Consider the following 12507-nt stretch of genomic DNA (forward strand, 5'->3'; position numbering starts at 1 on the left):
AGAGACAGGCAAGGCAGGAGACGACATGACCGACAGACGGATGCTGATCGGCGGCGAGTGGTGCGCCGCCCGCGACGGGCGGACCTTCGACCGCCTCAACCCCGCGACGGGCGCGCTCGCGTCGCGCGCGCCGGCGGCCGGCATCGCCGACGCCGACGCGGCGATCGACGCCGCGCACCGCGCGTTCCCCGCGTGGGCGGCGCTCGCGCCGACCGAGCGGCGCCGCCGGCTGCTGAAGGCGGCCGACCTGATGGATGCGCGCATCGACGCGTTCATCGAAACCGGCGTCGCCGAAACCGGCGCGACGCCCGGCTGGCTCGGCTTCAACGTGACGCTCGCGGCGAACATGCTGCGCGAGGCCGCGTCGATGACGACGCAGATCGCCGGCGACGTGATCCCGTCCGACGTACCGGGCAATCTCGCGCTCGCGATGCGCGTGCCGTGCGGCGTGGTGCTCGGCATCGCGCCGTGGAACGCGCCGGTGATCCTCGGCACGCGCGCGCTGGCGATGCCGCTCGCGTGCGGCAACACGGTCGTGCTGAAGGCGTCCGAGGCGTGCCCGGGCGTGCACGCGCTGATCGGCGCGGTGCTTGACGAAGCGGGGCTCGGTGCGGGCGTGGTGAACGTGATCACGCACGCAGCGGCCGACGCACCGGAACTCGTCGAGCGGATGATCGCGCATCCGCACGTGAAGCGGATCAACTTCACCGGGTCGACGCACGTCGGCCGCATCGTCGCGCGCCATGCGGCCGCGCACCTGAAGCCCGTGCTGCTCGAACTCGGCGGCAAGGCGCCGGTGCTGGTGCTCGACGACGCGGATCTCGACGCGGCCGTCGACGCGATCGCATTCGGCGCATTCTTCAACCAGGGGCAGATCTGCATGTCGACCGAGCGCGTGATCGCCGCGCGGCCGATCGCCGATGCGCTCGTCGAACGGCTCGCCGCGAAGGCGCGCACGCTGGTCGCGGGCGATCCGCTGGCCGGCCATCCGCTCGGCACGATGGTCGATGCGCGGGCCGCCGCGCGCGCGGCGTCGCTGGTCGAGGATGCGCGTGCGCACGGCGCGCAACTGCCGCTCGGCTGCCGTGTGGAAGGCGCGACGATGCAGCCCGCGATCGTCGACGGCGTCACGCGCGACATGCGGCTTTATCGCGAGGAGTCGTTCGCGCCGGTCGTCGCCATCCTGCGTGCGGATAGCGACGACGACGCGGTCGCGCTCGCGAACGACAGCGAGTTCGGGCTGTCGGCGAGCGTGTTCAGCCGCGACGTCGCACGTGCGATGGCGGTCGCACGGCGGATCGAATCGGGGATTTGCCACATCAACGGGCCGACCGTGCACGACGAAGCGCAGATGCCGTTCGGCGGCACGAAGGCGAGCGGCTACGGCCGCTTCGGCAGCCGTGCGTCGATCGCCGAATTCACCGAACTGCGCTGGATCACCGTGCAGACCGCGCCGCGGCACTACCCGATATGAGCGAGGTCACGATGAACGTCTCGCACCCCGCCGGCGGGCCGGCGGCCGACACGGGCGGCGTGCGCTATCGCGCGGCCGCCGTCGCGGTCGGCGCGGCCGAGATTCGCCGTGACGATGACGGCACCTGGTACCTGCGCTCGCGCGAGCCGCTCGGCGACTATCCGACGCGCATCACCGACTGCCTCGTGCGCGGCGCGCAAGCGCACCCCGACCGCGTGCTGGCCGCGCGGCGCGGCGCCGATGGCCGCTGGATCGAGATCACGTACGCGCGGATGCTCGAACGCGCGCGCGCGCTCGGCCAGGGCCTCGTCGATCTCGGGCTGTCGGCCGACCGTCCGCTCGCGGTGCTGTCCGGCAACGATCTCGAGCATCTGCAGCTGATGTTCGCGGCGATGCTGGCCGGCGTGCCGTACTCGCCGATCTCGCCCGCGTATTCGCTGGTGTCGACCGACTACGGCAAGCTGCGTCACACGCTCGGCGTGCTGCGGCCGGGTGCGGTGTTCGTCGCGGAGCGCGCACCGTTCGCGCGCGCGCTCGACGCGACGCTGCCGGCCGATGCGGCGCTGATCGTCGCCCGCGATGCCGATGCACGGGAGCATGCCGACACCCGCGGCGCGGGCCGCGCGGTGCCGCTATCGCGCCTGCTCGCCACCGCTCCGCGCACGATCGACGCGATTCACGATGCGGTCGGCCCCGACCATCTCGCGAAGATCCTGTTCACGTCCGGTTCGACGAAGCTGCCGAAGGCCGTGCCGACCACGCACCGGATGCTGTGCAGCAACCAGCAGATGCTGCGCCAGACGATGCCCGAACTCACGCGCGAACCGCCGGTGCTGGTGGACTGGTTGCCGTGGAACCACACGTTCGGCGGCAGTCACAACCTCGGCATCGCGCTGTACAACGGCGGCACGCTGTATATCGACGACGGCCGCCCGATGCCCGGCCGTTTCGACGAAACCGTGCGCAACCTGCGCGAGATCGCGCCGACGATCTACTTCAACGTGCCGAAGGGCTGGGAGGAGCTGACCGCCGCGCTCGAACGCGATGCCGCGTTGCGCGACACGTTCTTCTCGCGCGTGAAGCTGTATTTCTTCGGCGGCGCGGGGTTGTCGCAAGCCGCGTGGGATCGGCTCGACCGCGTGACCGAAGCGCATTGCGGCGAGCGCATCCGGATCATGGCCGGCCTCGGGATGACGGAGGCGTCGCCGTCGTGCCTGTTCACGACGGGGCCGCTGATGCGCGCCGGCTATATCGGGCTGCCCGCGCCCGGCTGCGACGCGAAGCTCGTGCCGTGCGGCGGCAAGCACGAACTGCGTTTCAAGGGGCCGAACGTGATGCGCGGCTATTGGCATGCGGACGTCGATCCGCGCGACGTGTTCGACGAAGAAGGCTATTACCGCAGCGGCGACGCGGGCGTGTTTGCCGATCCGGCGCGACCGGAGCTCGGGCTGCTGTTCGACGGGCGGCTCACCGAGGACTTCAAGCTGAGCAGCGGTACGTTCGTCAGCGTCGGGCCGTTGCGCGCGAATGCCGTGTCGACGGGCGCGCCGTACGTGCAGGACGTGGTCGTGACCGGGATCGATCGCGACGACATCGGCTTGCTGGTGTTTCCGCGCGTCGATGCGTGCCGTGCGCTCGCGGGGCTCGCCGCCGATGCGTCGGTGGCCGACGTGCTGCGCGCGCCGCCCGTGCGGGCGGCGTTCGCGGCGTGGCTCGCCGAGCTGAACCGGCACGCGAGCGGCGGCTCGACGTTCGTCGCGCGGATCCGGCTGATCGACACGCCGCCGTCGCTCGATCTCGGCGAAGTGACCGACAAGGGTTCGCTGAACCAGGCGGCCGTGCAGAAGCATCGCGCGGCGACGATCGATGCGCTGTACGATCCGGCGCGGCGCGATCCCGACGTGATTTACGCGTAGGCAGCACGCACGCGCGGTAACGAGCAGCAAGCAGTAACGAGCATCGACAAGCAGGCACAACGACCGGCCGGCCACGACACCGGCAGGCAATTTTGCGGCCAGTGAATCAGGTTGCCTGATAAGGGCGGCCGTTCACGCGACACCTCGCGCGCCGAACCGCCATTGGCTGGCGGCGGCGCGCGAAGGTCGTTGCAAGGCCGACCGACTACAAGACATCGGATTTGGAGACAGCATGAACACTTACGTTGCCGAAAAACCCACGGTCGCGACCACGCTCGCGCTGTGTTTCGCGATCGCACTCCTCGAAGGGCTCGACCTGCAGTCGGTCGGCGTCGCCGCGCCGCGCATGGCGCGCGAATTCGGGCTGTCCGTGTCGCAGATGGGCATCGCGTTCAGCGCGGGCACCTTCGGGCTGTTGCCGGGCGCGATGCTCGGCGGGCGGCTCGCCGACCGGATCGGCCGCAAGCGCGTGCTGATCGCGTCGACCGTGCTGTTCGGGCTGCTGTCGATCGCGACCGCGCAGGTTTCGACGTTCGCGATGCTCGTCGTCGTGCGCGTGCTGACCGGCATCGGCCTCGGCGGCGCGATGCCGAACCTGATCGCGCTGTCGTCCGAAGCGGTCGAGCCGCGCTCGCGCAGCAGCGCGGTCGCGACGATGTACTGCGGGATTCCGTTCGGCGGCGTGATCGCGTCGGTGATCGGCGTGCTGCTCGCCGGCGACACCGAATGGCGGCACATCTTCTACGTCGGCGGCGTGGGGCCGCTGCTGCTCGTGCCGCTGCTCGTGTGGTTCCTGCCGGAATCGCGCGCGTATCTCGACGTCGCGGGCACGCCGGCCGCGCGCGCCAGCGTCGCACGCACGCTGTTCGGCGACGGCCGCACGACGTCGACGGTCGCGCTGTGGGTCAGCTACTTCTGCACGCTGATCGTCCTGTACTTCCTGCTGAACTGGCTGCCGTCGTTGATGGCCTCGCGCGGGCTCGATCGCGCGCACGTCGGCCTCGTGCAGATCGCGTTCAACGTCGGCGCGGGGCTCGGCGCGCTCGGCATCGGCGCGGCGCTCGACCGGATGCGCGCGTCGCGCGTGGTCGGCGGCATGTATGTCGGGATCGTGCTGTCGCTCGCCGCGCTCGCGGCCGCGCCCGGTTTCGCGTCGCTCGCGGCGGCCGCGTTCGCGGCGGGGATGTTCGTGGTCGGCGGGCAGTCGGTGCTGTATGCGCTCGCGGCGATCTACTACCCGACCGCGATGCGCGGCACCGGCGTCGGCGCGGCGGTGGCCGTCGGCCGGCTCGGCTCCGTCGTCGGGCCGCTCGCGGCCGCGACGCTGCTCGCCGCCGGCCGCAGCGCGCCGGTCGTGATCGGCGCGAGCATTCCCGTCACGCTCGTCGCGGCCTTCGCTGCCTTCGTGCTGATTCGCCGGCCGCAAGCCGGCGACTGAGGTTTCGTTTTTTCAATGCGCGCCGTCAGAGCGCGCGATTCAACAAGGTCTGGAGACGCAACGAAATGAAAACGAAGACAAGGAACGGCCTGCTGGCCGCGGGCGCGTGCTGCGCGCTCGTCGCACCGGCTGCACACGCGCAGTCGAGCGTGACGCTGTACGGGATCATCGATACGGGCGTCGAATTCGTGTCGCACGCGAACGCGGCGGGCGACCACGTGGTGCGGATGCCGGGTGTGACGGGCGAGTTGCCGTCGCGCTGGGGGCTGCGCGGCACCGAGGATCTCGGCGGCGGCTACCAGGCGGTGTTTACGCTCGAAAGCGGCTTCAACGTGCGCGGCGGCGATCTCGGGCAGGGCGGACGGCTGTTCGGGCGGCAGGCGTTCGTCGGGCTGAAGAGCGGTTTCGGCACGCTCGCGTTCGGCCGTCAGTACACGATGACCTATCTCGCGCTGCAGGGCGCGGACATCATCGGCCCCGACATCTACGGGCTCGGCTCGTTCGACGCGTACGTGCCGAACGGCCGCGCCGACAACGCGGTGACTTACCTCGGCACGTACCGCGGCGTGACGCTCGGCGCCGCGTATTCGTTCGGCCGCGACGGCGCGGGCACCGGCAACTCGCCGGGGCAAGGCACGTGCGCGGGGCAGGTGCCCGGCGACGCGGTGCAATGCCGAAACTGGTCGGTGATGCTCAAGTACGACAGCGCGTATTTCGGCGCGGCGGCGTCGTACGAGGAGCAGCGCGGCGGCACCGGCGCGGCCGCCAACTTCTTCGACGGCGTCGCGCCCGTCCCCTTCACGAGCAGCGGCGGCAAGGACGCGCGCACGCACGTGAGCGCGTATGCGCAGGCGGGCGGCGCGAAGATCGGCGCGGGCTGGATCGGACGGCGCGTGTCGACCGGTTCGCCGGCCGCGGCCGGCGCGCATTCGGACCTGTTCTTCGTCGGTGCGTCGTATGCGGTGAGGCCCGCTTTCATCGTCGACGGCGAAGGCTACCGGATCGTCAACAGCGCGCACGACACGCGCGCGACGATGGCGACGCTGCGTGCGACCTATCTGCTGAGCAAGCGCACGGCCGTCTACGCGCAGTCGTCGTATCTGTGGAACAGCGCGCATGCACGCTACTCGGTCAGCGGCGGCGGGCCGGGCACGACGCCCGGCGCCGGGATGGGGCAGCTCGGCGCGATGGTCGGCGTGCGGCACATGTTCTGATTCACCGGCGTGACGAACCGAACGGGAGTTATCTTGAACAGAAAATCTGCAATCCTCTGCATTGCGCCGCTGTCGGCCGCCGCCATGCTCGCCGGTTGCGGCGGCGACGATTCGATCGGTGCCGCGCCCACGCACCTGAGCGCCGCGACGCCGGCCGCGATGGCGCAGACCTGCGACGCGCTCGCCGCGAAGCTCGCGTATGCGAACACGTCGTTCACGTCGGTGACGACCGCGGCGGCCGGCGCGCTGACGGTGGCCGGCAAGCCGGTCGCCGAGCACTGCGTGATCGCAGGGAAGATGAACGAGCGCGTGAGCGCGGTGGACGGCAAGACCTATGCGATCGGCTTCGAGATGCGCTTGCCGAAAGCGTGGAACGGCCGCTTCTTCTACCAGGCGAACGGCGGGCTCGACGGCAACGTCGTGACCGCGACCGGTGAGATCGGCGGCGGCGGGCCGCTGACCAACGCGCTGAACCAGGGTTTCGCGGTGATCAGCTCGGATTCCGGGCACAGCGCCGCGCAGAATCCGCTGTTCGGCCTCGATCCGCAGGCGCGGATCGACTACGGCTACGGCGCCGTCGATGCGCTGACGCCGATGGCGAAGCAGGTGATCCGGCTCGCGTACGGCAAGGCGCCCGATCGCAGCTATTTCGGCGGCTGCTCGAACGGCGGCCGTCACGCGATGGTCACGGCGGTGCGCAACCCGGCCGACTACGACGGCATCATCGCGGGCGATCCGGGCTTCCATCTGCCGAAGGCGGCGATCGGCGAGATGTACGGCGCGCAGCAGTTCGCGAAGATCGCGTCGGCCACCGGGTCGAACGGGTTGCCGGATATCCGCAGCGGTTTCAACGATGCAGAGCGCCAGTTCGTCGGCGCGAAGATCCTCGACAAATGCGATGCGCTCGACGGCGCGGCCGACGGCATGGTGCAGGACGTCGCCGCGTGCCAGGCGCATTTCAGCGTCGATGCCGATATCCCGACCTGCGCGAACGGCACGCGCACCGGCGCCTGCCTGACGCCCGCGCAGAAAACCGCGCTGGAGAACGTGTTCGCCGGGGCGCGCAACGGCGCGGGCACGGCGCTGTACGCGAGCTTTCCGTACGATCCGGGCGTGGCTGCCGGCGGCTGGGCGTCATGGAAGCAATCGGCGTCGATCACGCTCGATCCGGCCGCGATGGCGTTCACGTTCATGACGCCACCGAAAACCGCCGCGGCGCTCGCGAACCTGCCCGGTTTCGCGCTCGGCTTCGACATGGACAACGACGCGCCGGCGATCTTCGCGACGAATGGCGTGTACACGCAATCGGCGTGGTCGTTCATGACGCCGCCCGACGAGACGAACCTGTCCGCGCTGAAGGCGCGCGGCGCGAAGCTGCTCGTCTATCACGGCACGGGCGACCCGGTGTTCTCGTTCAACGACACGCGCGACTGGTACGCGCAGGTCGCGCAGGCGAACGGCGGCGATGCGTCGAGCTTTGCACGCTTCTATCCGGTGCCGGGGATGAATCACTGCTCGGGCGGGCCGGCCGCAGACCAGTTCGACATGCTGACGCCGCTCGTCGCGTGGGTCGAACAGGGGCAGGCGCCGACGGCGATCGTTGCCGCCGCGCGCGACACGACGAACGCGGTGCCGAACGCGGACGTGCCCGCATCGTGGGGTGCGGGGCGCACGAGGCCGCTGTGCCCGTATCCGCAGATCGCGCGCTACAACGGCTCGGGCGACCTGAATTCGGCGGCGAGCTTCAGTTGTCGCTGACGTAGCCGTCGATGGGAAGCGGCCGGCGCAGGCAGTCGTGCGCCGGCCGTTTCATCGCAGCGTTTACTCGCCGGCGTCGACCGGCACGTCGAGCCCGACCTTCACGCGGCTCATGCTCACCAGCGTCTTGAACCGCTTCACGTTGTTGTTCGCGAAGAACAGCTCGCGCGTGAGCGCGTTGTACTGATCCATGTTGCGCACCGCGAGGATCAGCACGAAATCCCATTCCCCCGTCACGTAGTAGCACTGCTGGATCTGCGGGCAGCGCTCGAACGTGCGCTTCATCGCGTCGAGCTGGTCGATCTGCTCGCTTTCGACCTCGACGTTCACGACGATCGTCAGCGGATGATCGACCTTGTCCGGCGCGACGACGGCCGTATAGCGCACGATCACGCCGTCTTCCGCGAGGCGCCGCAGCCGCCGGTTTACGGCGGCGGTCGACAGGTTGACGCGCGCGCCGAGCTCGGCCTGCGGCGTCTGCGCGTCGCGCTGGACTTCCATCAACAGCTTGCGATCGAACGCATCGAGCGGGGTCGTCATGATGGCGGGTCGAACCTCGAAAGAATGAGAAATTTTTGCGTATGAGCAGTCGATTTGGCGATTTCGTTCATCAGTGTACGCAATATTATTTTTCCAACCGATGGCGAGCGCAACCTGCGTCTGCCTGATCCGACTTACCCGACGGACCGTCAGCGGTCCCGCTCCGGAGCCCTTTGCCATGCTGATCGCCAACCCGCGCGCGTCGCGCACTGCCTACCCGAACGCGCTGCGCCGCGTGATGAACATCGCGTCGGCCGACGAAAGCGGCGCGTGGCTGTCGCACTGGCCGCTCGTCGGCCACGCGCGCACGCCGCTGCGGGCGCTGCCCGATCTCGCCGCGCGGCTCGGCGTCGCGAGCGTCAGCGTGAAGGACGAGTCGTGCCGCTCGCCGCTCGGCAGCTTCAAGGCGCTCGGCGCGCCGATCGCGCTGGTGCGGCTCGTGAAGCGGCTGCGGCGCACGCAGGAACTCGATCCGCGGGGGCTCGTCACCGGCTGCTATGCGTCGGCGCTGGCCGACCTGACGGTGATCAGCGCGACCGACGGCAATCACGGCCGTGCGCTGGCCGCCGCCGCGCGCGCGATCGGCTGCGGGTGCGTGATCGTGCTGCACGCGAACGTCGACGCCGAACGCGAACGCGCGATCTCGGCGTACGGCGCGCGGATCGTGCGCATCGCGGGGAACTACGACGAATCGGTCGTCTGCGCGGCGCAGCTCGCGCAGGCGAACGGCTGGTACGTCGTGTCGGATACGTCGTACGACGGCTACGAAGCGATTCCGCGCGACGTGATGCAGGGCTACGGCGTGATCGCCGCCGAAGCGGCCGCGCAGGCGGCAGCGGACGACGGGCGACCGTTCACGCACGTATTCCTGCAGGGCGGCGTGGGCGGCCTGGCCGCAGGCGTCGCGAGCTATCTGTGGGAGCGCGACGGCGTGCAGCGGCCGCGCTTCGTCGTCGTCGAGCCGCGCCAGGCCGATTGTCTGTACCAGAGCGCGCTGGCCGGGCGCGCGACGAAGGCCACCGGCAGCGTCGATTCGGTGATGGCGGGGCTCGCGTGCGGCGAGGCGTCGCCGCTCGCGTGGGATTTCCTCGAGATGTGCATCGATCACTTCATGCTGATCGACGACGAAGACGCGGTGCAGGCGATGCGCAGCCTCGCGGCCGGCAGCGAACGCGACGTGCCGCTCGTCGCCGGCGAATCGGGCGCGGCCGGCGTGGCCGGGCTGGACGTGCTGATGCGCGACCCGGCGCTCGCGCGGCAGGTCGGGCTCGATGCGCATGCGCGGGTGCTGGCGATCAATACGGAAGGGGCGACCGCGCCGTCCGTGTACCGGAAGTGCGTCGGCGAGACGGCCGACGCGGTGCTCGCGCGCCAGCGCGCGTGGCTCGGCCGCGCGGCGGTGGCGGCCTGAACGACATGACGACCGACGAGGCGAACGCGATGGACGAAACCGACGCAATCGAAGCAAGCACGCTGCACGGCCAACTGAAGACCTGGCGCCGCCATCTGCACCGGTACCCGGAGACGGGTTTCGAAGAGGTGAACACGTCGGACTACGTCGCGCGCATCCTGACCACGCTCGGGCTCGACGTGCATCGCGGCATCGGCGGCACCGGGCTCGTCGCGAACCTGACGGCCGGCACGGGCACGCGCGCGATCGGCATTCGCGCGGACATGGACGCGCTGAACATCGCCGAGCACGCGCCGGGCCGCGAACACGCGTCGCGCACGCCGGGCAAGATGCATGCGTGCGGGCACGACGGCCACATGTCGATGGTGCTCGGCGCCGCGCAGTTGCTGGCCGAACGCAAGGATTTCGACGGCACGGTGCGCTTCATTTTCCAGCCGGCGGAAGAGCACGGCCGCGGCGCGAAGGCGATGATGGCCGACGGGCTGTTCGAGCGCTTTCCGGTCGACGCGATCTTCGGCGCGCACAACATGCCGGGCATGCGCGCGGGCACGTTCTCGACGCGTGCGGGCGGCATCATGGCGAGCGAAGACAATTTCGTGATCCGGATCGACGGGCGCGGCACGCACGCGGCGCGGCCGCACATGGGCATCGACCCGATCGTGATCGGCGCGCAGATCGTGCTCGCGCTGCAGACGATCGTGTCGCGCAATCTCGACCCGGGCCGGCAGGCGGTGGTGTCGTGCACGGAATTCATCACCGACGGGCTGCGCAACGTGCTGCCGTCGACCGTGACGATCAAGGGCGACACGCGCAGCTATTCGTGCGACGTGCAGACGTTGCTGGCCACGCGGATGCGCGAGATCGGCGAAGGAATCTGCCACGCGCACGGCGCGACCTGCACGTTCGAGTACACGCACGAGTTCGCGCCGACGGTGAACTCGCCGGAATGGGTCGAGACGGCCGTGCAGGCCGCCGCGCAGGTCGCGAGCGCCGACGCGGTGAACGCCGACGTGCAGCCGATGATGATCTCGGAGGATTTCGGCGCGTTCCTGCAGGCGGTGCCGGGCAATTTCATGTTTATCGGCAACGGCGAAGCAGCGGGGCAGGGCGGCGTGCCGCTGCACAACGCGACGTACGATTTCAATGACGACATTTTGCCGGTCGGCGCCCGGTATTTCGCGGAAGTGGCGCGGCGCGCGTTGCGGGCCGCGTAGCGGGCGGGTGGGCCCGCTACGCGCTTGCGCGAGTACCGGGCCTTGCGTCACCTCACACCAGCTCGCCCAGACACGCATCGAACTGCGCGACGAGCCGGTCGACATCGTCGGCGGTCGTTTGCGGGCACACGAGCATCATGTTGTGGAACGGCGTGATCAGCACGCCGCGATTCAGCAGGTACAGGTGCACGATGTGCTCGAGTTCGCTGTCGAGCTGCGCGCCGGCCAGCGTGCCGTTGCGCGGCGGCACGGGCGCGAACTGAAACTCGGTGCGCGCGCCGATGCGCGTCACGCACCACGGCAGCCCGTGTTTCGCGATCGCGTGTTCGAGGCCCGTCGCGAGCCGCGCGGCAAGCGCGAACATGTGCGCATACGCGGCGTCGGTCGCGACTTCGGCGAGCGTCGCGCGCATCGCATGCATCGCGAGCATGTTCGCGGTGAGCGTCGTGCCGATTCCCGAATGGCCGGGCGGCGCGTTCAGCTTCGCCTGCTTCGCGCGTTCCGCGAATTCGGCGCTGAACCCGTACACCGCGCACGGCACGCCGCCCGCGATCGGCTTGCCGACCACCAGCATGTCCGGTTCGAGACCGTGCGCGACCGCGTAGCCGCCGGGGCCGCTGCTGATCGTGTGCGTCTCGTCGATCACCAGCAGCGTGCCGTGGCGGCGCGTCAGTTCGTGTGCGGCCTCCCAGAAGCCCGGGTCGGGCAGCACCATGCCGATGTTCGTCATCGCGGGCTCGGCGAGCACGCACGCGACATCGCCGTCCTGCAGCGCCGCTTCGAGCGCGTCGAGATCGTTGAATTCGACGACGCGCGTGTTCACGAGCAGGTCGTACGACTGCCCGAGCAGGCTGTCGCGCTGCACCGGGCGGCCGTCGACGAGATCGACGAACACGTCGTCGACCGTGCCGTGATAGCAGCCGTTGAACACGACGATCGTGTTGCGGCCGGTGGCCGCGCGCGCCCAGCGCAGCACGAAGCGGTTCGCGTCGCTCGCGCTCAGCGCGAATTGCCAGACCGGCAGATGGAAGCGGCGCGCGAGTTCGCGCGACACCCAGGCGGCGTCCTCGCTCGGCAGCATCGTCGTGTAGCCGCGCGTGGCCTGCTCGGCGAGCGCGCGGGCGACGGGTTCGGGCGCATGGCCGAACATCGCGCCCGTATCGCCGAGGCAGAAATCGACGTAGCGATGACCGTCGACGTCGGTGAAGGTCGCGCCGCGGGCCTCCTTCACGTAGAGCGAGAACGGGGTCGACCAGTCCTGCATCCAGTGCAACGGCACGCCGAACAGCAAGTGCTCGGACGCTTCCGCGGACAGCGCGCGGGAAACCGGCATGGCTTCGGCGAACGCCTGGCGCTCGCGATCGAACAGCGCGCGGGCGCGGATGAGGTCGACTCCGTGGCGGGTAGGCAAAGGCAGCTCCTGGACTGTGGGAATGGACAAACGATAGCGCGGGTGGCGCGGGGCTGACCAGAGGCGGAATTACCGAGGCGGGTCGGCGGCGGACGGGTAGGGAGCCGTACAGATGGAGAGTGTTGGCCGGA

9 protein-coding genes are annotated in these 12507 nt (G+C 69.9%); 7 read left to right on the forward strand and 2 right to left on the reverse strand.

Annotated features, from left to right (window positions below; genetic code table 11):
* The first annotated feature begins 25 nt into the window (after positions 1-25).
* The 5 genes from WT53_RS11370 to WT53_RS11390 all read left to right on the forward strand — a co-directional run bounded on the left by WT53_RS11370 (position 26) and on the right by WT53_RS11390 (position 7800).
* Complete coding sequence (locus WT53_RS11370) at positions 26-1474, forward strand: aldehyde dehydrogenase (RefSeq protein ID WP_060259805.1); 1449 nt, start codon at positions 26-28, stop codon at positions 1472-1474.
* A complete protein-coding gene (locus WT53_RS11375) occupies positions 1471-3390 on the forward strand; it encodes a feruloyl-CoA synthase (RefSeq protein WP_060259807.1) in 1920 nt (639 codons plus the stop codon). The genes WT53_RS11370 and WT53_RS11375 overlap by 4 nt, the downstream gene beginning before the upstream one ends.
* A gap of 232 nt (positions 3391-3622) precedes the next feature.
* On the forward strand, positions 3623-4828 hold the full coding sequence (gene mhpT, locus WT53_RS11380; RefSeq protein WP_034205864.1) for a 3-(3-hydroxy-phenyl)propionate transporter MhpT: 1206 nt from the start codon (positions 3623-3625) through the stop codon (positions 4826-4828).
* Between the two features lie 65 nt (positions 4829-4893).
* Complete coding sequence (locus WT53_RS11385; RefSeq protein ID WP_034205865.1) at positions 4894-6042, forward strand: porin; 1149 nt, start codon at positions 4894-4896, stop codon at positions 6040-6042.
* 33 nt (positions 6043-6075) lie between these two features.
* Entirely contained in the window at positions 6076-7800 is a 1725-nt protein-coding gene (locus tag WT53_RS11390; RefSeq protein WP_052100170.1) for a tannase/feruloyl esterase family alpha/beta hydrolase, read from the forward strand.
* Positions 7801-7863: 63 nt separating this feature from the next.
* Here WT53_RS11390 and WT53_RS11395 read toward each other — a convergent pair whose 3' ends face one another.
* Complete coding sequence (locus WT53_RS11395) at positions 7864-8340, reverse strand: Lrp/AsnC family transcriptional regulator (RefSeq protein ID WP_059780181.1); 477 nt, start codon at positions 8338-8340, stop codon at positions 7864-7866.
* 178 nt (positions 8341-8518) lie between these two features.
* Here WT53_RS11395 and WT53_RS11400 point away from each other — a divergent pair, with 178 nt between their 5' ends.
* On the forward strand, positions 8519-9751 hold the full coding sequence (locus tag WT53_RS11400) for a diaminopropionate ammonia-lyase (protein ID WP_060259811.1): 1233 nt from the start codon (positions 8519-8521) through the stop codon (positions 9749-9751).
* A gap of 29 nt (positions 9752-9780) precedes the next feature.
* Positions 9781-10965: a M20 aminoacylase family protein gene (locus tag WT53_RS11405; protein WP_060260140.1), complete on the forward strand. Its 1185-nt coding sequence runs from the start codon at positions 9781-9783 to the stop codon at positions 10963-10965.
* Positions 10966-11017: 52 nt separating this feature from the next.
* Here WT53_RS11405 and WT53_RS11410 read toward each other — a convergent pair whose 3' ends face one another.
* A complete protein-coding gene (locus WT53_RS11410; protein ID WP_060259814.1) occupies positions 11018-12376 on the reverse strand; it encodes an aspartate aminotransferase family protein in 1359 nt (452 codons plus the stop codon).
* Between the last annotated feature and the right edge of the window lie 131 nt (positions 12377-12507).

It is taken from the genome of Burkholderia sp. MSMB2157WGS (genome assembly GCF_001532755.1).
Classification (GTDB): Bacteria; Pseudomonadota; Gammaproteobacteria; order Burkholderiales; family Burkholderiaceae; genus Burkholderia.